The sequence below is a fragment of the Cellulomonas fimi genome (assembly GCF_028583725.1).
In the GTDB taxonomy this organism is placed as follows: domain Bacteria; phylum Actinomycetota; class Actinomycetes; order Actinomycetales; family Cellulomonadaceae; genus Cellulomonas; species Cellulomonas fimi_B.
Genome location: NZ_CP110680.1, coordinates 1,591,144 through 1,612,547, shown reverse-complemented (window position 1 = coordinate 1,612,547; position 21,404 = coordinate 1,591,144). Strand labels below are relative to the sequence as shown.

18 protein-coding genes are annotated in these 21,404 nt (G+C 75.6%); 7 read left to right on the top strand and 11 right to left on the bottom strand.

Features of this window, described 5'->3' with window-relative positions; genetic code table 11:
- Nucleotides 1–108 precede the first annotated feature (108 nt).
- Entirely contained in the window at nucleotides 109–1,209 is a 1,101-nt protein-coding gene (locus OOT42_RS07370) for a YihY/virulence factor BrkB family protein (protein WP_273654228.1), read from the top strand.
- Between the two features lie 81 nt (nucleotides 1,210–1,290).
- On the opposite strand, the gene OOT42_RS07365 is transcribed toward OOT42_RS07370, so the two are convergent.
- Nucleotides 1,291–4,617 (bottom strand): Rne/Rng family ribonuclease, encoded by a 3,327-nt coding sequence (locus OOT42_RS07365; protein ID WP_273654227.1) that lies wholly within the window; start codon nucleotides 4,615–4,617, stop codon nucleotides 1,291–1,293.
- A 497-nt stretch (nucleotides 4,618–5,114) separates the two neighbouring features.
- On the opposite strand from OOT42_RS07365, the gene OOT42_RS07360 reads away from it, so the two are divergent.
- Genes OOT42_RS07360 through OOT42_RS07340 form a run of 5 tightly spaced genes read left to right on the top strand, consistent with a single transcriptional unit; the run spans nucleotide 5,115 to nucleotide 13,020 of the window.
- Nucleotides 5,115–6,623, top strand: a complete 1,509-nt coding sequence (locus OOT42_RS07360) for a cytochrome ubiquinol oxidase subunit I (RefSeq protein ID WP_273654226.1) — start codon at nucleotides 5,115–5,117, stop codon at nucleotides 6,621–6,623.
- A gap of 18 nt (nucleotides 6,624–6,641) precedes the next feature.
- Nucleotides 6,642–7,748, top strand: coding sequence for a cytochrome d ubiquinol oxidase subunit II (gene cydB / locus OOT42_RS07355; RefSeq protein WP_273654225.1), 1,107 nt, complete (start codon nucleotides 6,642–6,644; stop codon nucleotides 7,746–7,748).
- 1 nt (nucleotide 7,749) lies between these two features.
- Nucleotides 7,750–9,402, top strand: a complete 1,653-nt coding sequence (gene cydD / locus OOT42_RS07350) for a thiol reductant ABC exporter subunit CydD (protein ID WP_273654224.1) — start codon at nucleotides 7,750–7,752, stop codon at nucleotides 9,400–9,402.
- Nucleotides 9,399–11,279 carry a thiol reductant ABC exporter subunit CydC gene (gene cydC, locus OOT42_RS07345; protein ID WP_273654223.1) on the top strand — a complete coding sequence of 627 codons (1,881 nt, stop codon included), beginning with the start codon at nucleotides 9,399–9,401 and terminating at the stop codon, nucleotides 11,277–11,279. Before cydD ends, cydC begins: the two co-directional genes overlap by 4 nt.
- The gene (locus OOT42_RS07340; RefSeq protein ID WP_273654222.1) at nucleotides 11,272–13,020 is read left to right on the top strand and encodes a GAF domain-containing protein; all 1,749 of its coding nucleotides are present in this window, start codon (nucleotides 11,272–11,274) and stop codon (nucleotides 13,018–13,020) included. The genes cydC and OOT42_RS07340 overlap by 8 nt, the downstream gene beginning before the upstream one ends.
- A gap of 30 nt (nucleotides 13,021–13,050) precedes the next feature.
- Here the strand turns inward: OOT42_RS07340 and OOT42_RS07335 are convergent, their stop codons facing one another.
- The gene (locus OOT42_RS07335) at nucleotides 13,051–13,677 is read right to left on the bottom strand and encodes a response regulator (protein ID WP_273654801.1); all 627 of its coding nucleotides are present in this window, start codon (nucleotides 13,675–13,677) and stop codon (nucleotides 13,051–13,053) included.
- 34 nt (nucleotides 13,678–13,711) lie between these two features.
- Between OOT42_RS07335 and OOT42_RS07330 the strand changes: the two genes are divergently transcribed.
- Nucleotides 13,712–14,686: an NAD(P)-dependent oxidoreductase gene (locus tag OOT42_RS07330; protein ID WP_273654221.1), complete on the top strand. Its 975-nt coding sequence runs from the start codon at nucleotides 13,712–13,714 to the stop codon at nucleotides 14,684–14,686.
- Nucleotide 14,687: 1 nt separating this feature from the next.
- On the opposite strand, the gene mutM is transcribed toward OOT42_RS07330, so the two are convergent.
- The 9 genes from mutM to OOT42_RS07285 all read right to left on the bottom strand — a co-directional run bounded on the left by mutM (nucleotide 14,688) and on the right by OOT42_RS07285 (nucleotide 21,365).
- Complete coding sequence (mutM, locus tag OOT42_RS07325; protein ID WP_273654220.1) at nucleotides 14,688–15,596, bottom strand: bifunctional DNA-formamidopyrimidine glycosylase/DNA-(apurinic or apyrimidinic site) lyase; 909 nt, start codon at nucleotides 15,594–15,596, stop codon at nucleotides 14,688–14,690.
- Nucleotides 15,597–15,603: 7 nt separating this feature from the next.
- Complete coding sequence (gene rnc, locus OOT42_RS07320; RefSeq protein ID WP_273654219.1) at nucleotides 15,604–16,398, bottom strand: ribonuclease III; 795 nt, start codon at nucleotides 16,396–16,398, stop codon at nucleotides 15,604–15,606.
- Nucleotides 16,399–16,444: 46 nt separating this feature from the next.
- Entirely contained in the window at nucleotides 16,445–16,642 is a 198-nt protein-coding gene (gene rpmF / locus OOT42_RS07315) for a 50S ribosomal protein L32 (protein ID WP_162352438.1), read from the bottom strand.
- A 2-nt stretch (nucleotides 16,643–16,644) separates the two neighbouring features.
- A complete protein-coding gene (locus tag OOT42_RS07310) occupies nucleotides 16,645–17,223 on the bottom strand; it encodes a YceD family protein (RefSeq protein WP_162354280.1) in 579 nt (192 codons plus the stop codon).
- 198 nt (nucleotides 17,224–17,421) lie between these two features.
- Nucleotides 17,422–17,937 (bottom strand): hypothetical protein, encoded by a 516-nt coding sequence (locus tag OOT42_RS07305; protein WP_273654218.1) that lies wholly within the window; start codon nucleotides 17,935–17,937, stop codon nucleotides 17,422–17,424.
- Nucleotides 17,934–18,428 carry a pantetheine-phosphate adenylyltransferase gene (gene coaD, locus OOT42_RS07300; protein ID WP_273654217.1) on the bottom strand — a complete coding sequence of 165 codons (495 nt, stop codon included), beginning with the start codon at nucleotides 18,426–18,428 and terminating at the stop codon, nucleotides 17,934–17,936. Before coaD ends, OOT42_RS07305 begins: the two co-directional genes overlap by 4 nt.
- Before the next feature lie 50 nt (nucleotides 18,429–18,478).
- A complete protein-coding gene (gene rsmD / locus OOT42_RS07295) occupies nucleotides 18,479–19,081 on the bottom strand; it encodes a 16S rRNA (guanine(966)-N(2))-methyltransferase RsmD (protein ID WP_273654216.1) in 603 nt (200 codons plus the stop codon).
- Nucleotides 19,078–20,679, bottom strand: coding sequence for a DUF6297 family protein (locus tag OOT42_RS07290; protein WP_273654215.1), 1,602 nt, complete (start codon nucleotides 20,677–20,679; stop codon nucleotides 19,078–19,080). The genes rsmD and OOT42_RS07290 overlap by 4 nt, the downstream gene beginning before the upstream one ends.
- Nucleotides 20,676–21,365 carry an ABC transporter ATP-binding protein gene (locus tag OOT42_RS07285; RefSeq protein WP_273654214.1) on the bottom strand — a complete coding sequence of 230 codons (690 nt, stop codon included), beginning with the start codon at nucleotides 21,363–21,365 and terminating at the stop codon, nucleotides 20,676–20,678. Before OOT42_RS07285 ends, OOT42_RS07290 begins: the two co-directional genes overlap by 4 nt.
- Between the last annotated feature and the right edge of the window lie 39 nt (nucleotides 21,366–21,404).

The window sequence follows — 21,404 nt, the reverse complement described above, 5'->3', positions numbered from 1 at the left end:
CGGGCAGCGGTCCAGGTGCGCCCCCCGGTGGTCCGACCTAGCCTCACCAGGTCGGACCGAGTCGGGCAAGAGGCGTCCCGCAGCCGCCGCGTCCCACCAGGAGGCGTCGTGTCCCAGGACCCGTCCCGCAGCCGCAGCACGACCCAGGCCGCCCCCGATCCCGACGACCCCCGCAAGCCCGACTCCCCCGGCGACATCGCCAAGCCGTCGTGGAAGTACGTGGCGCGCAAGACGTTCCGCGAGTTCCTCGCGGACGAGTGCACCGACCAGGCCGCCGCGCTCACCTACTACGCGGTGCTCGCGATCGCGCCCGCGCTGCTGGCCGTCGTCTCGGTGCTCGGCCTCGTCGGTGACCCCGAGCAGACCCTCAACCGCGTCATGGACCTCGTGGCCGACCTCGGCGCGCCCGACCAGGCGGCGGAGACCATCACGCCGATCGTCGACGCGGCGACGTCGAACTCGAAGGCGGGGCTCGCGCTCGTCCTCGGCGTGCTGCTCGCGCTGTGGTCCGCGTCCGGCTACGTCGCGGCGTTCGGGCGCGGCATGAACCGCGTGTACGAGGTCGAGGAGGGCCGGCCGATCTGGAAGCTGCGCCCGGTCATCCTGCTCATCACGCTCGTGCTCGTGGTCATCGCGGTGCTCGTCGTCGTGGCCATGGTGCTGTCCGGACCGGTCGCGCGGACCATCGGCGACGCCGTCGGGCTCAGCGACACCGCGGTGACCGTCTGGAACGTGCTCAAGTGGCCCGTCGTGGTCGCGCTCGTCGTCGTCGCGATCGCGCTGCTCTACCACGGCACGCCCAACGTCCGGCAGCCGAAGTTCCGCTGGATCAGCGTCGGCGCGACCGTCGCGCTGGTCGTGTGGGCCGTCGCGTCCGTCGTGTTCGGCTTCTACGTCACGACGTTCGCGTCGTACGACGCGACGTACGGCTCGCTCGCCGGCGTCGTCGTCTTCCTGCTGTGGCTGTGGATCAGCAACCTCGCGCTGCTGTTCGGCGCGGAGCTCGACGCCGAGCTCGAGCGCGGCCGCGAGCTCCAGGGCGGCATCGCGGCCGAGGAGACGATCCAGCTGCCCGCGCGCGACACCAAGGCGAGCGACAAGAAGGCGGCGAAGGCCGCCGAGGACGTCCGTCGCGGCCGCGAGCTGCGGATGCGGGCGAGCCGGACCGGGAACGACGACGGCGCCCCGGGCGACGGCACGCACCGCTGACGCCGCTCGCACGACGACGCCCGCACCGGTCGCGCGGTGCGGGCGTCGTCGTGCACGGCGTGCCGGGGCGACGCCGGCGGGTCAGTCGTGCGGCGCCTCGGCCGGCTCCTCGTCGTCGGCCGCGTCCTCGAAGAGGTCCGGCGACACCGGTGTCAGCTCGAGCGGCTCGTCGACGGGCTCGGCCGCCGGCTCGCCGTCGACCGGTGCCTCGGCGGGCGACGCCGGGGCGACGCCGCTCGCCGCGAGCGCCGCGAGCACGTCGAGCACCGGCTGGTCGGCCGGGGCGTCGACGCCCGGCGCGGTCTCCGCCGCCGCGAGCTCCTCGACCGCGTCCTCGACGACCAGCACGCTCTCGCGCACCGCGACCGTCTCCTCCAGGACCGCCGGAGCGCCCCCGTCCGACGCGACGTCGTCGACGGTGGTCGCGACGTCGTCGTGTGCGGCGACGTCACCCTCGTGGTGGCCGTGGTGCTCGTGCGCGTGCGCGGCCGCTGCCGCGATCGTGGCGAGCGTCGCCTTGACGGCCTCGCGGGCCTCCGGCAGGACCGGGACGCCGGGGTGCGGCGCCGCCGGGGCGGTCTCCTTCGCTCCGCCGCGCTTGCGGCGCGACCGCTTCGACTCGCCGGTCTCCGCGGGCGCGGGCGCCTGCGTCGCACCCGCGTCGGGGCGGCCGTTCTTCTCGACGGGCTCCTCGTGCACGATGAAGCCGCGGCCGTGGCAGTGCTCGCACGTCTCCGAGAACGCCTCGACGAGGCCCTGGCCCACGCGCTTGCGGGTCATCTGCACGAGGCCGAGCGACGTGACCTCCGCGACCTGGTGCTTCGTGCGGTCGCGGCCCAGGCACTCGACCAGGCGGCGCAGCACGAGGTCGCGGTTCGACTCCAGGACCATGTCGATGAAGTCGATGACGATGATCCCGCCGATGTCTCGCAACCGGAGCTGGCGGACGATCTCCTCCGCAGCCTCCAGGTTGTTGCGCGTCACCGTCTCCTCGAGCGTGCCGCCCGAGCCCGTGAACTTGCCGGTGTTGACGTCGACGACCGTCATCGCCTCGGTCCGGTCGATGACGAGCGAGCCGCCCGACGGGAGCCAGACCTTGCGGTCCATGCCCTTCGCGAGCTGCTCGTCGACGCGGTGCACCGTGAACACGTCCTGCGTGCCCGTCCACTTCGAGACCTTCTGCGCGAGGTCCGGCGCGAGCTCGTCGATGTACGACGAGATCGTCGACCACGCGTCGTCGCCCTGGACGACGAGCGCGGAGAAGTCGTCGTTGAAGATGTCGCGCACGACGCGGATCGCCATGTCGGGCTCGCCCTGGAGCAGCGCGGGCGCCGAGGCGGTCTTCGCCTTCTTCTCGATGGCCTCCCACTGCCCCTGCAGGCGGGCGACGTCGGCGCGCAGCTCCTCCTCCGAGGCCCCCTCGGCCGCGGTCCGGACGATCACGCCCGCCGAGTCCGGGACGACCTCGCGCAGGATCTTCTTCAGCCGGTTGCGCTCGGTGTCGGGCAGCTTGCGGCTGATGCCGGTCATGCCGCCACCGGGGACGAACACGAGGTAGCGGCCCGCGAGCGTGACCTGCGACGTGAGACGCGCGCCCTTGTGGCCGATCGGGTCCTTCGTGACCTGCACGAGCACCGAGTCGCCGGACTTCAGCGCCTGCTCGATCCGGCGCGGCTGGCCCTCGAGCCCCGCGGCGTCCCAGTTGACCTCGCCCGCGTAGAGCACGGCGTTGCGGCCCTTGCCGACGTCGACGAACGCGGCCTCCATGCTCGGCAGCACGTTCTGCACGCGACCGAGGTAGACGTTGCCGACCATGGACGTCTGCGCCTGGTTCGACACGTAGTGCTCGACGAGGACGCCGTCCTCCAGCACCGCGATCTGCGTCCGGCCGGCGCGCTCGCGCACGACCATCGTCCGCTCGACCGACTCGCGTCGGGCGAGGAACTCGGCCTCGGTGATGATCTGGCGGCGGCGCCCCGCGTCCCGACCCTCACGACGGCGCTGGCGCTTGGCCTCGAGCCGGGTCGACCCGCGCAGCGCGGTGACCTCGTCGCTCGCGGAGCGGCGCGACGGGCGCTCGGGCTCGCCCGCGTCGCCACGGCTGCCCCGACGGCGACGGCGACGGCGGCGGCTCGACCCGCCCTGCTCGCCGTCGGCGTCCGCGTCGTCCGTGTCCGCGTCGGCGTCCTGCGGCTCGGCGTCCTCGGCGTCCGCGTCGGAGGTGGCGTCCTGGTCCTGCTCGGCGGACTCGCCGCGGTTGCGACGGCCCCGGCCACCCCGGCGACGGCGACGGCGCTGCCCGCCCTCGCCCTGGTCGTCGGCGCCCTGCTCGTCGGCAGCCTCGTCGTCGGCGGCCCGCTCGTCGGCGGCCTGCGCGTCCGACCGGTCCTCGGCGTCGACCTCGTCGGACGGCGCGACGGCGTCGGCGTCCTCCTCGACCACGTCGGCGTCCTCGACGGGCGGCGGGGCGTTGCGGCCGCGACGTCCGCGGCGGCGGGCCGGACGCTCGGCCTGCGCGGCCTCGGGCGCCCCGGCGACACCCTCGGTCGGGTCGGCGTCCTGCTCGGTGTCGGCGGCCGCTGCGGCCTCGGCGGCCTCCGCGGCCTCGCGCTCGGCGCGACGCGCCGCCTCGGAGATCTCCTCGGGCGACCCGGCGCTCGCCTGCGCCCGGCGCCGGCGCGGGCGCGCCGCGGACGGGTCGGGCGCCTGGAAGAGCAGCGCGGTCGTCGCGAGCCGGGGGCTCGTGGGCGCCTGCGGCTCCGGGCGGACGTCCGCGAGCGCGGCGAGGACGTCGAGCGCGGGTGCGGCGGCCGGGTCCTGCGCGGTGTCGGCCTCCGCGGCGGTCTCCTCGACCTCCTCGTCCGCCTCCGGCGCCTCGTCGGCGGCGGCCACGGGCTCGGCGGGCGTGGCCGCGGCAGCGGGCTCGGGGGCGGCGGCGGGTCGGGCCGCGGCGCGGCGACGACGCGCGGGCTTCTTGGTCTCCGCGGGCTCGGTGACGGCCTGCTCGGCGGCGGGCTGCTCGGCGGTCGACGGCTCGGCCGGCGAGGCGGCGGCCTCGGCGCGGGCGGCGGTCTGCGCGGTGGCGTCCGGCGTCGGCTGCGCGGCAGGTGTGTCGTCGGAGGCGGGCTCGGCGGTCGGCGTGACGGTGCGCGTCACGCGGCGCGAGCGGCGGGGCTTGGTGGCGGGCGCCTCGGCGGGGGCGTCGGTGGCGGCGGCGACCTCGGGCGCAGCGGTGCCGGCGACGGGCTCGGGGGCCGGCGCACCGTCGACCGGGGCGTCGGCCGACGGCTCGACGACGGGTGCGGCGGCGGTCGTGCGCGTCGCCCGGCGGCGGCGCGTCGCCGGCGCGGCCTCACCCCCGGTCGGCGTCGTGGCGTCTGCGGTCTCGGGGGTGTTCTCGGGGGTCACGCGTGGTGCTCCTGGGTACCGCAGAGCCCCGCCCCACACGCGCGGTCCTCGGTCGGTCGGTCGTCACGCACGCCCTCGGCGTGGCGACGGAAGTCGTCGGTCGTGGCTGCTGCACCTGGGCCGGCGCCGTCGCCTGCACCGGCGTCGCGCTCCCGGATGGAGCGGCACGGCCGAGCGGCGGACTGGCGCGCGATGCGCGCTGGTGCTGCGAGCTCAAGGGTCCGTCCGCGGTGTGGGCGCCGACGGAACCGTGGTCAGTATCGCACAGGGCCCTCCCGCGGGCGCGGTGCGGTCACCGGCGCGGCGCGGGCCGGGTGACGCTCGACACCCCGGGCGGCCGTTTCACGACGCCCTGTCACCACACGGGACCTTGGTCCCAGGAGCAGACTGGGGGTGCTTCTTAGCGTTCCCCCAGGTCCACAGGCTGGGCACCCGCCGAGGCGTCCTCCGTGCGACCTGCCCTGCCTTGTCCGGTCCGCAGAGCACGGAGAACCCACGTGGACGCCCTCGATCTCGCCCGCTGGCAGTTCGGCATCACGACCGTCTACCACTTCATCTTCGTGCCGCTGACGATCGGCCTGGCGCCCCTCGTCGCGATCATGCAGACGATCTGGGTCCGCACGGGGAACGAGCGGTGGCTGCGGCTCACCAAGTTCTTCGGCAAGCTCCTGCTGATCAACTTCGCGATCGGTGTCGCCACCGGCATCGTGCAGGAGTTCCAGTTCGGCATGGCGTGGTCGGAGTACTCGCGCTTCGTCGGCGACGTGTTCGGGGCGCCGCTCGCGATGGAGGCGCTCGCCGCGTTCTTCGTCGAGTCGACGTTCCTCGGGCTGTGGATCTTCGGCTGGGACAAGCTGCCCAAGAAGATCCACCTGGCCTGCATCTGGGCCGTCGCGATCGCGACCAACCTGTCCGCGTACTTCATCCTCGCCGCGAACTCCTGGATGCAGCACCCCGTCGGGTCGACGTACAACCCGGAGACGGGCCGCGCGGAGATGACGGACATCGGCGCCGTCCTCACCAACAACACGCTGCTCGCCGCGTTCCCGCACACCATCAGCGCCGCGTTCCTCACCGCGGGCACGTTCGTCGCGGGCATCGCCGCCTGGTGGATGGTCAAGCTGGTCCGGGCGAACCGTGCGGACGAGGCGCGCGACGTCTACCGGCCCGCCGTCACGCTCGGCGTCATCACCATGCTCGTGGGCGGCATCGTCGTGGCCGTGAGCGGCGACGCGCAGGCCAAGCTCATGTACGAGCAGCAGCCGATGAAGATGTCGGCGGCCGAGGCGATCTGCCAGACGACCGAGGGCGGCGCGCCGTTCTCGATCCTCGCGATCGGCGACCTCACCGACTCCTGCGAGGGCGTCTCGCACGTCATCGAGATCCCCGGCCTGACCTCGTTCCTCGCGCACGGCGACTTCACGACGCCGCTGCCGGGCGTCGAGGACCTGCAGGCGCAGTACGAGGAGAAGTTCGGGTTCACCGGCGAGGACGGCGAGCCGATCTCCTTCCAGCCGAACCTCGCGGTGACCTACTGGTCGTTCCGCCTGATGATCGGCTTCGGTGCCGGGTCCGCCGCGCTCGCGCTCGTCGCCCTCTGGGTCACGCGCAAGGGCCGCGTCACGGGGAACGTGTGGGTCTCCCGCCTCGCGGTCGCGGCGCTCGCGACCCCGTTCCTCGCGTCGGCGTTCGGCTGGATCTTCACCGAGATGGGCCGCCAGCCGTGGGTCGTCGCGCCCAACCCGAACCCGTCGGGGGTCGACGGCGTGTGGCTGCTCACCGCGCGCGGTGTCTCGACCGTCACCGGCCCCGGCACGATCCTCACCTCGCTGCTCGCGTTCACGGCGCTCTACGGCGTGCTCGCCGTGATCTGGTTCAGGCTCATGCACCGGTACGCGATCGAGGGCGTCGCCGCGAGCGAGAAGGACCCGAGCCCCGACAACCCCGCCAACCGACCGGACCCGGACGACGAGTCGACCGACCGTCCGCTGTCCTTCGCGTACTGAGAACGGGAGCCCACGACCATGGAGCTGTCGACCGTCTGGTTCCTGCTCATCGCCGTGCTCTGGACCGGCTACCTCGTGCTCGAGGGGTTCGACTTCGGCGTCGGGATGCTGCTGGGCATCCTGAACCGGGGCGACCGTGCGGCGAAGGACCGCGACCGCCGCGTCATGATCAACACCATCGGCCCCGTCTGGGACGGCAACGAGGTGTGGCTGCTCACCGCGGGCGGCGCGACCTTCGCGGCGTTCCCCGAGTGGTACGCGACGCTGTTCTCGGGCTTCTACCTGCCGCTGCTGCTCATCCTGCTCGCGCTCATCGTGCGCGTCGTCGCGTTCGAGTGGCGCGGCAAGATCGACGACGACCGGTGGCGCGCCTGGGCCGACCGCGCGCTCATCGTCGGGTCCTGGGTCCCGGCCGTGCTGTGGGGCGTCGCGTTCGCCAACCTCGTGCGCGGCGTCGAGCTCGACGCCGACCACCAGTACGTCGGCGGGTTCTTCGCGCTGCTCAACCCGTTCGCGCTGCTCGGCGGCGCGCTCACCGCGCTCGTCTTCCTCACGCACGGCGCCGTGTTCCTCGCGCTCAAGTCCGACGGCGACGTCCGGGCCCGGGCCGGCGCGTTCGCCGCGCGGTCGTCCGTCGCGACGCTCGCCGTCGGGGCCGTGTGGGCGATCTGGGCGCAGCTCGCCCACTCGGTCGCGTGGACGTGGGTCGCGGTGGCCGTCGCCGCGCTCGCGCTCGTCGCGCTGGTGCTCGCCACCCGGGCGCGGCGCGAGGGGCAGGCATTCGTCGCGTCCGCCGTCGCGATCGTCGCGGTCGTCGTGCTGATCTTCGGGTCGATGTACCCCGACGTGATGCCCGCGCTCGACCCGGCGAACTCGCTCACCGTCGACAACGCGTCGTCCACCGACTACACGCTCACCGTGATGACGTGGGTCGCCGTGTTCCTCACGCCGCTCGTGCTGCTCTACCAGGGCTGGACGTACTGGGTGTTCCGCAAGCGCATCAGCGGCCAGCACATCCCCGCACACACGGGCCTGACGTTCACGAGGAGCCGCGAGCAGGTCCCGGCGTCGGTCGGCGCCGGGCGCGAGGACGACGTGCCGGCCGGCGACGCGGAGCCGCGCTGACGTGCGCCCGCTCGACCCCCGGCTGCTGCGGTACGCGCGCAGCGCACGCGGCTACGTCGCGCTGACCGCGGGCCTCGGGGTCCTCACCGCGGCGCTCGTCGTCGCGCAGGCGCTGCTGCTCGCGCGGGCGCTCGGACGGGCGGTGCACGACGGTGCCGACCTCGACACGATCGCCCCGCTCGTCGCCGGCCTCGCGGCCGTCGTCGCCGCACGTGTGCTCGTCACCGGGCTGCAGGAGCGGTACGCGCACCGCGCCGCGAGCCGGGCCGTCGGCGAGCTGCGCGACGCGGTCGTCGAGCGCGCCGTCGACCTCGGCCCGCGCCACCTCGCCGCCGGGCACGGACCGGCGCTCGTCACGCTGGTCACGCGCGGGCTCGACGCGCTCGAGCCGTACTTCGTGCGGTACCTGCCGCAGCTCGTGCTCGCCACGACGGTCACGCCCGGCACGCTGCTCGTCGTCCTCGGCCTCGACTGGATCTCGGCCGCGATCCTCGTCGGCACGATCCCGCTGGTCCCGATCTTCATGGTGCTCGTCGGGCGACTCACGCAGGGCCGCTCCGAGCGCGGGCTGGCCACGATGCAGCGGCTCGGCGCGCAGGTGCTCGACCTGCTGGCGGGCCTGCCGACGCTGCAGGCGCTCGGTCGCGAGCGCGGCCCCGCGGCCCGCGTCCGGGCGCTCGGCGACGCGCACCGCCGCGCCACGATGGGCACGCTGCGCATCGCGTTCCTCTCGGGCATGGTGCTCGAGCTGCTCACGACGCTGTCGGTCGCGCTCGTCGCCGTCGGGATCGGCCTGCGGCTCGTCGAGGGGCACCTCGACCTCGTGACGGGTCTCGCGGTGCTGGTGCTGGCGCCCGAGGTGTTCCTGCCGCTGCGGCAGGTCGGCGCGCAGTACCACGCGGCCGTCGACGGCGTCGCGGCCGCCGAGCAGGCGTTCGCGCTGCTGGACGAGCCCCGCCCCGCGCGTGGGTCGCTCCCCGCGCCCGATCTCGCGACCGCGACGCTGCGGCTCGACGCCGTCGGCGTCGCCACGGCCGACGGGCTCGCACCCGCGGGCCTGGACCTCGTGGTGCGCCCCGGCACGGTCGTCGCGCTCACCGGCCCGAGCGGCGCGGGCAAGTCCACCGCCGTCGACGTCCTGCTGGGCCTCGTGCCGCCCGACGAGGGCCGCGTCCTGCTCGACGCGCCCGGCGGCGTGCTCGACCTCGCCGACATCGACCGCGACACCTTCTGGTCGCAGGTCACGTGGCTCCCGCAGCGCCCCGTCCTCGAGCCCGGCACGCTCGCCGAGGTCGTGGGCGGCGACGACGCGTCCCGCGCACGCGCCGCGGCGCTCACCGGGCTGGACGCCGTCGTCGCGACGCTCCCCGGCGGCTGGGGCACGACCCTCGGGCGCGGCGGCGTCGGGCTGAGCGTCGGGCAGCGCCAGCGGGTCGCGCTCACGCGCGCGCTCCTGTCCCCCGCACCCCTCGTCGTGCTCGACGAGCCGACCGCTCACCTCGACGCGTCCGGCGAGCGGGTCGTGCTCGACACCGTCCGGGCGCTGCGCGACGAGGGCCGGACGGTCCTGCTCGTCGCGCACCGGGCGTCCCTCGCGGCGTGCGCCGACGTCGTCGTGCCCGTGCGGTCCACGGCCGGACAGGTGGCCGCGTGAGCACCCCCGTCCCGCGCGGCACCCTGCGCCGCGCCGTCCGCCTGCTCGACGTCGACCTGCGCCGCGTCGCGCTCGCGACCCTGCTCGGCACGCTCGCGCTCGGCTGCGCGGTCGCGCTCGCCGCCGTGTCGGCGTGGCTCATCGCCCGCGCGTCGCAGATGCCGCCCGTCCTCCAGCTGTCCGTCGCGACCGTCGGCGTGCGGGCGTTCGGCATCGGCCGCGGCGTGCTGCGCTACCTCGAGCGGCTGGTCTCGCACGACGTCGCGCTGCGCGGCATGACGAACGTCCGCACCACGCTGTACGAGCGGCTCGCCGCGGGCCGGACCGCTGCGCTCGCCGGGGTGCGTCGCGGCGACCTGCTCGCGCGCGTCGGCGCCGACGTGGACACCGTCGGGGACGTCGTGGTCCGCGGGCTGCTGCCCGCCGCCGTCGCGGTCTGCCTGGGCCTCGGGACGGTCGTCGCGATGTGCGCCTTCTGGCTGCCGGCGGGCCTGGCGCTCGCCGCGTGCCTGCTCGTCGCGGGCGTCGGCGCCCCCGCGCTGGCCGCACGCGCCTCCCGCACGACCGAGCGGCGCGCCGCCGCCGCGCGCGCCGACCTGTCCGCGACCGCGCTGGGGCTGCTCGACGACGCCGGACCGCTGACCGTCGCCGGCCGCGTCGCCGCCGAGCGCGCGGCGCTCATCGCGGCCCACGCGCGGGTCACGGCCGCTGCGGACGCCGGGGCCCGTCCCGCCGCCGCCGCTGCCGCGCTCGGTCAGCTCGCCGTCGGTCTCGCCGTGCTGACGGCGCTCGTGACGGGGGTCCCCGCGGTGGGCGCCGGCCTGCTCGCGCCCGTCGAGCTCGCGGTCGTCGTCCTGACCCCGCTCGCCGCGTTCGAGGCGACGTCGCTGCTGCCGGCCGCCGCGATCCAGGTGCAGCGCTCGCGGGCGGCCGCCGCGCGCATCCTCGCGCTGCTGGACGACGCGTCCGCCGACCCGGTGCGTGCGTCGGACGCAGCCCCGCGGGACGACGTCGCACCGCGACCGCACGCGCCGGCCCGGACCGCGTCCGCCGACGGGACCCCGGACCGCGCCGCCGCGCGCCGCGCGGTGCTGCGCGCCGACGCCGTCTCGTGCGCGTGGCCTCACGGTGCAGCGGTCGTCCGCGGCCTGGACCTCGAGCTGCGCGCGGGCCGGTCGGTCGCGGTCGTCGGACCGAGCGGGGCGGGCAAGACCACGACGCTGCTCACGCTCGCCGGGCTGCTGCCGCCGGCCGCGGGGGCCGTCCGGCTCGACGGCGCCGACGTCGCCGCGCTCGCGCGGGAGGACGTCGCCGCGGCCGTGGTCGCCGTGACCGAGGACGCGCACGTGTTCGGCACGACCGTGCTGGAGAACCTGCGCGTGGCACGCGGCGACGTGACGCCCGACGAGGCCCGCGCGACGCTCGACCGCGTCGGCCTCGGCGCGTGGCTCACGAGCCTGCCCGACGGGCTCGACACGCTCGTGGGCCCCGACGCGCGCAACGTCTCGGGCGGCGAGCGCCGCCGGCTCCTGCTCGCGCGTGCGCTGCTCGCGCCCGCTCCCCTGCTCCTCGTGGACGAGCCCGCCGAGCACCTCGACGCGGCCACCGCGGACCGGCTCGTCGGGACGCTGCTCGACGAGGCGCGCGGCGGCCGACGCGGCGTGCTGCTCGTGACGCACCGCGTGTCCGCGCTCGCCGCGGCCGACGAGGTGCTGTGGCTCGAGGACGGCGCGGTCGCGGCGCGCGGCACCCACGACGGCCTGCTCGCGCGCGTCCCGGGCTACCGTGTGGCCCTGGACAGCGAGCAGGGCGACGCCGGGGAGGGCGACGGTGCGCGATCCCGCGTGGGGCAGGTCGGCGGCGCGACGCATGGCTGAGCGCGAGCCCGTGGAGCGTCCCGTCGTCGGGACCCCGTTCGCCCGTGGGGTGCTGAGCGAGGTCGACTCCGAACCCGTCGTCGACCTCACCGGCGACGGCGTCGCGGACCTGCTGGGTGCGATCCTGTCGGTCGCCGCGCAGCTCGACCTCCCGTCGGTGCTCAACCGGTTCGTGCAGGTCAGCGCCGAGCTCACGGGAGCGCGGTACGCCGCGATCAACGTGCTCGACGGCACCGGCACGTCGACGACGTTCGTCTACGCGGGCGTGCCGACAGCCGTCGCCCGCATGCTCGGCACGGCCCCGCACGCGCTCGGCGTGCTGGGGCAGATCCCTCTCGAGGGGGCGCTGCGCCTCGACGACCTCACGGACCACCCGGCGTTCCGCGGGTTCCCGAAGGACCACCCGCCGATGGGGTCGTTCCTCGGCGCGTCGGTGCGCACGGGCGAGCGCATCTACGGCCAGCTCTACCTGTCCGAGAAGGCGGGCGGCTTCACGGAGGAGGACGAGAGCACGGTCATCTCGCTCGCCGCGGCCGCGGGTGTCGCCGTCGCGAACGCCCAGCTCTACGCCGAGTCGTCTCGCCGCGAGCACTGGCTGCGGGCCGGGCAGGACATCACGACGATGCTGCTCGAGGGCATCGACGAGGAGGAGGCGCTCGAGCACATCGCCGCGACCGCACGCGAGGTCGCGCACGCCGACACCGCCGCGCTCGCGCTCCCCGGCCTCGGCGGCCGGCTGCTCATCGAGCTGGCCGACGGGCACGACGCGGACAAGCTCATGGGCACGGTCATGCCCGAGGGCGGCCGCGCGTGGACCGTCATGACCGAGGGCAAGGGGTTGCTCACGCCGTCGCTGTCGCAGTCGCGCAGCGTCAAGGTGCCCGCGATGCGCGCGTTCGGGTCCGCGATGTACGCGCCGATGCAGACGTCGGGACGTGGTGTGGGCGTGCTCATCCTGCTGCGCCGCATCGGCGAGCCGCCCTTCGAGGACGGCGACCTCGCGACCGCCGAGTCGTTCGCCGCGCAGGCGGCCCTCGCGTACGTGCTCGCGGAGGCCCGGCACGCGCAGGACGTCGCGGCCCTGCTCGACGAGCGCGAGCGGATCGCGCGCGACCTGCACGACCTCGCGATCCAGCAGCTCTTCGCGACCGGCATGCAGCTCGAGACCGTCAAGCGGCGCGCGGCACGCGGCGTCGACCCGAGCGAGCTGCTGAGCATCGTCGACGACGCGCTCGACAACGTCGACTCGTCCGTCCGGCAGATCCGCGAGATCGTCTACGCGCTGCGCGACCCGGACGCCGCGACGGGGCTCGTCGAGCGGCTGCGGCGCGAGGCGTCGCTCGCGCGCACCGGCCTCGGCTTCGCGCCGTCGGTGATCCTGTCGCTCGACGGCGGCGGCCTGTCCGACGACCCGTTCGAGGAGGACCGGTTCGACGACCGCGTCGGCCAGCAGCTCACCGACGACGTCGTGGCGGTCGTGCGCGAGGGGCTCGCGAACGCCGCCCGGCACGCGCACGCGTCGTCGGTCACGGTGCGCATCACGGTCAACGGCACCGGCCCGCTGGGGCGCGTGCTGGTCGAGGTCCAGGACGACGGCACCGGCCTGCCGGAGCGCCGCGACCGCCGCTCGGGCACGGGCAACCTCGCGTCGCGCGCGCGCCAGCACGGCGGCTCGTTCACGCTCGGCGCGTCGCCCGACGGCCGCGGCACGCTGCTGACCTGGCAGGCCCCGCTCGCCTGACGGCGGGCCGACGTCTGCGTCGGCCCCCGGTCAGTGACCGGGCTCGGCGCGCCACCCCGCGTGCTTGCGCGACGCGACCCACGCCGCGACCTGCGTGCGGCGCTGCAGCCCCATCTTCGCGAGCAGCGACGTGATGTGGTTCTTGACGGTCTTCTCGGCGACGCCCAGGCGCTCCGCGATCTCGCGGTTCGACAGGCCCTCGCCGATGAGGTCGAGCACGCGCAGCTCGCTCGGCGTGAGGTTCTCCGTGGGGTCCTCGTGGCCGGCCTTGCGCCGCGTGACGGTCCGCTCGTCGAGCAGCGTCCGGCCCGCCGCGACGGCGCGGATCACGTCGGTGATCTCGGCGCCGCGCACGGACTTCAGCAGGTACGCGGCGGCGCCGGCCTCGAGGGCCGCCGCGAGCGCGTCGTCGTCGTCGAACGACGTGAGGACGATCGCGCGCGCGTCGGGCTGCGCGTCGCGCACCGCGCGCATGAGGTCGATGCCGGTCCCGTCGGGCAGCTGCAGGTCGACGAGCATGACCTGCGGGCGGACGAGGCCCGCACGACGGACGCCGTCGGCCACCGACCCGGCCTCGGCGACGACGGTCATCCCGTCGGTCCGCTCGACGACCTCGGCGATCCCGCGACGGACGACCTCGTGGTCGTCGACGATCATGACGGTGATGGGTCCGGACCTTGCCGGCTGGCTGATGGACGGCACGATGGCATCGTATCCAGGTGTGATCACCGTTCTGCTGCCCACCACGCTGGAGGAGGCGCCCGCGTTTCCGCAGGACGTCCGCGTCGTCCGGTACGCGCCCGACGCCCCACCGCCCGCCGACGCGCTCGACGCCCAGGTGCTGGTCGTGTGGGGCAACACCCCCGAGAGCCTGCGGGCGTGCGCCGAGCGCCTGACGGACCTGCGCTGGGTGCAGACGCTCGCCGCCGGGCCCGACGCCGTGCTCGCCGCGGGGTTCGGCCCCGACGTGGTCGTCACGTCCGGGCGCGGCCTGCACGACGGTCCGGTCGCGGAGCACACGCTCGCGCTCGTGCTGGCGGTCGTCCGGCGCCTGCCGGACCTCGTGCGCGCGCAGGCCGAGCGCCGGTGGGCCGCCGACCTCGGCGGCCTGCAGCCCGTGCGCCCGACCGACACGCTGCGCACCCTCGCCGGCGCCCGCGTCGCCGTCTGGGGGTTCGGCTCCATCGCGGCCCGCCTCGCGCCGCTGCTCACCGCGCTCGGCGCGGACGTCACGGGCGTCGCGACACACGCGGGCGACCGCCACGGCTACCCCGTGGTGACCGCCGACGCCCTGCCGGACCTGCTCCCCCGCACCGACCTGCTCGTGAGCCTGCTGCCGGCGACCGACGCGACCCGGCACGCCGTGGACGCGCGCGTGCTCGCTCTGCTCCCGGCGCACGCGTGGGTCGTCAACGTCGGCCGGGGTGCGACGCTCGACGAGGACGCGCTGCTCGACGCCGTCCGGTCCGGGCGGCTCGCCGGCGCGGCGCTCGACGTGTTCGAGGAGGAGCCGCTGCCCGTGACGTCACCGTTGTGGGACGAGCCGCGGGTCCTGGTGAGCCCGCACGCCGCGGGCGGGCGACCGGTCGGCGCCGCCGCGCTCGTGGCCGAGAACTACGCGGCCTTCGCCGCGGGGCGCCCGCTGCGCAACGTCGTGGCGCGCTGAGTCACCAGCGACCGTTCCGCGGCCGGGGCTGGCAGCGCGGGCACGTGTACGACGACCGGTTCATGAACTCGTCGCGGCGCACAGGCGTGCCGCACCGTGGGCAGGGCCGCCCCTCCTGCCCGTACACGGCGAGCGACCGGTCGAAGTAGCCCGACGCGCCGTTCACGTTGACGTACAGCGCGTCGAAGCTCGTGCCGCCCTGCGCGAGCGCCTGCGTCATCACCTCGTGCGCACCGTCGAGCGCGCGCGCCACCTCCGGCCGCCGGAGCGTGTCCGTGGCCCGGGCGTAGTGCAGCCGCGCCCGCCACAGGCCCTCGTCGGCGTAGATGTTGCCGACGCCCGACACGAGCGTCTGGTCGAGCAGGGCGCGCTTGATGCCGGTGCGGCGCGCCCGGACGGCCTCGACGAGCCGCGTCCGGTCGAGCGCGGGGTCCAGCAGGTCGCGCGCGATGTGCGCGACGGGCTCGGGCACCGCGGCGCGGTCGGACCCCAGGCCGCCGGGCGCCCCGTCGGGCGTCGGGACGAGGTCGGGGACGCTGAGGTGGCCGAACGTGCGCTGGTCGACGAAGTCCAGGGCCGAGCCGTCGTCGAAGGTGAGGCGGGCGCGCAGGTGCGGGTGCCTCGCCGCCTCGTCGAGGCTCGCGGCGTCCCGGACGAGGAGCTGTCCGCTCATGCCGAGGTGGGCGAGCAGCGCGTCGTCCTCGCCGTCGAGCAGCAGCCACAGGAACTTGCCGCGGCGCACGGCCGCGTCGAGCCGCCGCCCCGTGAGCCGGCCACCGAAGTCGAGCGGACCGGCGACGTGGCGCCGCACGCTGTAGTCGCGGTGCACCGCGACGCCCGTGACCGTGCGACCGAGCACGTGCCGTGCGAGCCCGTCCCGGACGGTCTCGACCTCGGGGAGCTCCGGCACCCGGGGCTCAGCCCTCGACGGCGGCGTCCGCGGCCGCGGCCACGGTGGACGTCCCGGCCGGGGCGGGCACGTCGCCCGCCGCACCGTCGGGGCCACCGTCGGCGGCCGGCCCGAGCGCCGCGAGCGCCTCGAGCGCGCGGTAGGCGTCCTCGGCGGCGTGCTGCTCGGCGAGCTTCTTCGCGGGGCCGCTGCCGCTGCCGCGCGCCTCGCCCGCGATCACGGCGCGTGCCGTGAACGTGCGGGCGTGGTCGGGGCCCTCGCCGACGACCTCGTACGACGGCGCGCCGAGACCCAGCGCGGCGGACAGCTCCTGCAGCGACGTCTTCCAGTCGAGCCCGGCACCGAGACCCGCGGCGGCGTCGAGCGTCGGCCCGACGAACCGGTCGACGACCGTGCGGGCCGTCTCGAGCCCGTGCGACAGGTAGACCGCGCCGAAGATCGCCTCGAGCGTGTCGGACAGGATCGAGTCCTTGTCCGCGCCGCCGGTCGCGAGCTCGCCCTTGCCCAGCAGCACGAACGCGCCGAGGTCGAGGTCACGCGCGACACCCGCGAGCGCGCGCTGCGAGACGGTCGCCGCCCGCATCTTCGCGAGCGCACCCTCGGGCTGGTCGGGGTGGCGGCGGTAGAGCGACTCGGTCACGACGAGACCGAGGACGGTGTCACCGAGGAACTCGAGCCGCTCGTTCGTCGGGATGCCGCCGGCCTCGTGCGCGAACGAGCGGTGGGTCAGCGCCAGCACGAGAAGCTCGGGGTCCAGATGGACCCCGAGCTTCTCGAGGAGCCTGTCGGCCGCGGCACTCATCCCGGTCACAGGGCGGTCAGGTGCGTCACGGCGACGAGCGAGGGTGTCAGCGGGCCTCGTGCTCGCTGCGCACGGCCTCGGCGTAGCGACGGCCGTTGTACGCACCGCACGACGGGCACGCGGCGTGCGACAGCTTGTCCGCCTTGCAGACGGGGCACGAGGTCAGCGTCGCGGCAGTGGTCTTCCACTGCGACCGACGCGCACGGGTGTTGCTGCGCGACATCTTGCGCTTCGGAACCGCCACGGCTAGCTCTCTTTCGTCTCGTCGACCTTGCTCGACAGTCCGCTCAGGGCGGACCAGCGAGGGTCAAGCGTCTCATGCGAATGGTCAGGGTCGTCCGCCAGGCGTGCTCCGCACTCGGAGCACAGACCCGGGCAGTCGGGGCGGCACAGCGGCTGGAACGGCAGAGCCGGCACCACCACGTCCCGCAGCGCGGGCTCGAGGTCGATCAGATCGCCCTCCAGCTCACGCACGTCCTCGTCCTCGTCGCCCTCCTCGACCGCAGCGGCGGCGCGCTCGGGGTAGACGTAGAGCTCCTGGAGCGAGACGTCGACGTCCTCGACGACCTCTTCCAGGCAGCGCACGCACTCCCCGACCGCCCGGCCACGGACGGATCCGGAGACCAGGACTCCCTCCATGACCGCCTCGAGCCGGAGATCCAGCTCGATGTCGGTACCAGGACGGATGCCGATCACGTCGGTCCCGAGATCCTCCGGGGCACCGACCGTGAGCTGCACGGTCCGCGTCGATCCCGGACGTCGGCCGAGCTCATGCGTGTCGAGCACGAACGGCGAGCGGGGATCGAGGTGAACAGGGCGCTGCACGGCCGAAGGTCCCCTCGTCTTGGATCTCGGTCCACGCCACGACCGGCAGGACCAACCGCCAACTCTACGACACCGGACCGGGGGCTCCCAAATCAGCCGGACCTCGCCCGACGGTCGGCCGTCGGGAGGTCCGCCGAGTCGTCCGGAGGGTCGTCCGTCGGCTGGTCCGTCGACGGGTTCCCCTCCGAGACCCGCCCGTCAGAGGACGGGGCCCTCCGCCCGGTCGTCCACGCCGCCGTCGAGGCGGTCGGCGAGCTTCGCCCGGCCCGCCTGCACCTGGCTCAGCACCTTCCCCAGGTCGATCTCGAAGTCCGCCAGGCGTCGGTCGCAGTAGTCGTCGGCGTCCCGGCGCAGCACCGCCGCCGACTCCTCCGCCTCCTGCACGATCTGCTGCGCCCGCTCGCGGGCGGCGACCACCACGGCCTCGGCGTCGACCAGGGCGTCCGCACGTTGCCGCGCCTCCGCGATGATGCGGTCCGCCTGCGCGCGCGCCTCCGCACGCGCCGTGTCGGCGTCCGCGAGCACCTGGTCGGCCCGCGTGAGCTGCGTCGGCAGCACGTCGCGCGCCTGGTCCAGCAGGTCCAGCAGCTCCGCGCGGTTCACCAGCACGGAGGACGACATGGGCATCGCCCGCGCGTTCGTCACGGCCGCCGCGATGGCGTCCAGCACGCCCGTGAGGCCCTCGGGCCGGGTCGTCGCGTCCTCGTCGGTCATCGTGCACTCCCTCCCGTCCGCGCGAGCGCCGCCCGCACCGCCTCACCGACGCCGTCCGGCACCAGGTCGTCGATCGCACCGCCGTACCGCGCCACGTCCTTGACCAGCGACGACGCGACGTGCGCGAGCGCCGGGTCGCCGACCACGAACACCGTCTCGACGCCCGACAGGTGCCGGTTCATGAGCGCCATCGGCAGCTCGGCGTCGAAGTCCGCGCCGCTGCGCAGGCCCTTGACGACCGCCGACGCCCCCTGTGCGCGCACGAAGTCGGCGAGCAGCCCGTCGACGGCCTCGACCCGCACGCCGTCGAGCCCCGCGAGCGCCGCACGGGCGAGCGCGACGCGCTCGTCCGCGGTCAGCAGCGGGGTCTTCGAGGAGTTGCGCGCCACGGCGACGACGACCTCGTCGAACATCGTCCGCGCACGCCGCACCACGTCCACGTGGCCGAGGGTGAGGGGGTCGAAGGATCCCGGGCAGACGGCTGTGGTCACCCGGCCAGGGTAGGCGAACGACCCGCGCGCGCCCGTCGGACGCGGCCGGGTCAGCGCGCGTCGGTGCCGCGCGACGCGTCGCCCGCGGCGGGCCCGGCCTCGGGCGGCGTCCGCTCGCCGAACCAGACGACCGTCTCGCCGTACGCGCGCCGCTCGACGCCCTCCCAGCCGGGCGGCCACGTCGGCTCGGGCGACCGGCTCGACCGCTCGACCACCAGCACGCCGTCGTCGGCGACGTCGGGCGCCACGTCGGCGAGCACCGTGCCGAGGTCGGCCTCCGCGACGTCGTAGGGCGGGTCGACCAGGACGAGGTCCCACGGCGCGGCGGGGCGGCGCTGCACGAACCTCTCGGCCCGCTCCGCGACGACGACGACCCCGCGCAGACCGAGCGCCGCGACGTTGCGGCGGCACACGTCGGCGGCGTCGCGCGACGACTCCACGAGCGTCACCGCGAGCGCACCGCGGCTCGCGGCCTCCAGCCCGAGCGCCCCCGAACCGGCGTACAGGTCGAGCACGCGCGCGCCCGACACGACGCCGAGGTGCTCGAGCCGCGAGAACAGCGCCTCGCGGACGCGCTCGCTCGTGGGCCGCGTACCCCGCCGGGGGACCTGGAGCGTCCGCCCGCCGGCGGTCCCGGCCACGATGCGCGTCACCGGCGTGCCCCGGGTGTCGCGGGCGGGTTCTCCTGCGCGTTCATGAGCCGCTCCATGAGGGGGCGCGTCTCGATCGACGAGGCGACGAGCACCGCCACCACCGCGCACAGCGCCTGCGCGGCCAGGAACACCGGCCCGGTGCGGCCGACGAGGATCGCGATCCACACCGGCAGCAGCCCGAGCACCACGACGTCGGGCCCGCGCGCCAGCACGGCGGCGACACCGCTCGGCAGGGCGCCCATGGGCGTCGACACGAGCGGTCCTGACCAGTCGGGTGCCGACCGGTACGCGGCACGGACCGCGGCCGCGGCCCACACGGGCGTCGCGGCGACCGCGAGCGCGAGCCACCCGACGAGCCGGTCGGCCCACAGGCCGACCGCCGCGAACGCCACGAGCGACCAGGCGAGCATCGCGATCCCCGGGACCACCATCCGCAGCCGCCGGACGGTCTTCGCGTCGAGCGGCAGGAGCCGGTCGAGCACCGGGGCCATCTCGGCGCGTCGGGCGCCCTCCCCCGTCGCGCTCGCGGCGACGTAGCCCGACAGCAGCACGGCCATGAGCACGCCGAACGGCGACGCCAGCTGCGGCACGACCACGACGATCGCCGGCACGAGCGCCGCGACGACGAGCTGCACGAGGTGCCGCGTCGACCGGCGCACGACGACGAGGTCGGCGGTGACGAGCGCGGACGCCGCGCCCCGGACCGTGCGCAGCCGGCTGACGCGCCGACGGGCGGCCGGCAGCGCGCCGTCGGTGAGCGCCCGGCCCAGCTCGCGCGAGTCGAGCGACACCACGGCACCGACGGCCTGCGCGGCGACCGAGCCGCTCTCGCGCAGCGAGCGCTCCGGGATGTGCGCGAGCCGGCGGTCGACCAGCACGCCGAGCCCGCCGACGAGCACCACGAGGCCGGCCACGACCCCCCACGCGGGTGCGGGCGCGGGCACCTGGACGTCCGTGACGAGCAGCACGACGGCGGTCGCGAGGGCGGCCACCGCGACGAGATCGCCCGTGAGCGCGAGCGCGCGTCGGGACGTGCCCGTCGTCTGGGCGGCGGCGGCGGCGAGCACGACGGCGGCCGCGACGACCGCGGCGCCGACCGCCACCCGGCTGACCGTGGCGCCCGGCTCCGCGAGCAGCCCGGCGTCGAGGATCGCGACCACGACCCCGCCGACCACGCCCGCCACGACCGGCAGGCGCAGCGACGCGGGCCGCAGCAGCCCCCGGCGGTCGACGGGCAGGCCGAGCCACCACGCCGCCTCCGCACCGCCCGCGCCGACCGGTCCCAGACGTCCGGCCACCGAGAGCAGCGCCCCGGCCCCCGCGACGAGGACCACGGCGACGAGCGTCGACAGGTCGAGCGCCCACCCGGTCGCGACGTGCGACGCGGGGTGCACCTCGAGCCGGAGGGTGCGCGCGGCGCCGAGCGCGACGAGCACGCTCACGCCCACCGAGATCACCGCGTAGTAGACGTCCGAGAGGACCGAGCCGAGGCTCGCGCCGCCGCGCGCGTTGGCGGCGTGCGCGGTGTACCGGCGGATGGCCCGGGCGGACGGGACCTCGCCGACGTCCGACGGTGCGACCGCCGCCTCGTCGCTCACGGGTTCTCCCGGCTGATCACGCGCGCGGCCTCGACGGGGTCGACCACCCGGCTGACGTCGTCGGCGACCACGACCGCCCGGTCGGCGACCGCGCGCACCAGCTCGGGGTCGTGCGTCGCGAGCAGCACCGCACCGCCGTCACGCTTCTCGACGTTCAGCCGCTCGGCGAGCCGGTCGCGCATCGCACGGTCGAGGCGCTGCTCGGGCTCGTCGAGCACCAGCAGCGACCGCGGACGCGCGAAGCCGGCCGCGAGCAGCAGGCGGCGCCGCTGGCCGGACGAGAGCGCGACGGGCAGCGCGCGTCGGTGGTCGGCGAGCCCGAACTCGTCGAGCAGCGTGTCGACGACCCCGTCCGCGCCGAGGACGCCGTGCCCGCGGGCCGTGAGGTACAGGTGCTCCGCGACGGTCAGCGCCGGGAAGTACGCGTCGTCGTCGAGCACGGACGCGACACGGGTGCGGAACAGCACGTCCCGCTCGTCGACGGGTTCGCCGAACACGCGCAGGGTGCCCTGCTCGGGCGTGAGCAGCCCGAGGACGGTCTTGAGCACGGTCGACTTGCCCGAGCCGTTCGCGCCGACCAGCGCGACCGCCTTGCCCGGGGCGAGCGTGAAGCTCACCGGGGCGCACACCGGTGCCCCGCCGTAGCCGACTACCAGGTCCTGGGCGCGCACGACGGGCTTCGACACGCCCGCCAGGGTAGACCGCCCGCCCGTGCGCTCCCGCAC

What these genes read in the sequence shown, in the direction of transcription:
- OOT42_RS07340 (WP_273654222.1), top strand. Translation starts at nt 11,272, where the DNA reads ATGGCTGAGCGCGAGCCCGTGGAGCGTCCCGTCGTCGGGACCCCGTTC.
- OOT42_RS07330 (WP_273654221.1), top strand. Translation starts at nt 13,712, where the DNA reads ATGGACGGCACGATGGCATCGTATCCAGGTGTGATCACCGTTCTGCTG.
- OOT42_RS07335 (WP_273654801.1), bottom strand. Translation starts at nt 13,677, where the DNA reads ATGATCGTCGACGACCACGAGGTCGTCCGTCGCGGGATCGCCGAGGTC.
- cydB (WP_273654225.1), top strand. Translation starts at nt 6,642, where the DNA reads ATGGAGCTGTCGACCGTCTGGTTCCTGCTCATCGCCGTGCTCTGGACC.
- rnc (WP_273654219.1), bottom strand. Translation starts at nt 16,398, where the DNA reads ATGAGTGCCGCGGCCGACAGGCTCCTCGAGAAGCTCGGGGTCCATCTG.
- OOT42_RS07305 (WP_273654218.1), bottom strand. Translation starts at nt 17,937, where the DNA reads ATGACCGACGAGGACGCGACGACCCGGCCCGAGGGCCTCACGGGCGTG.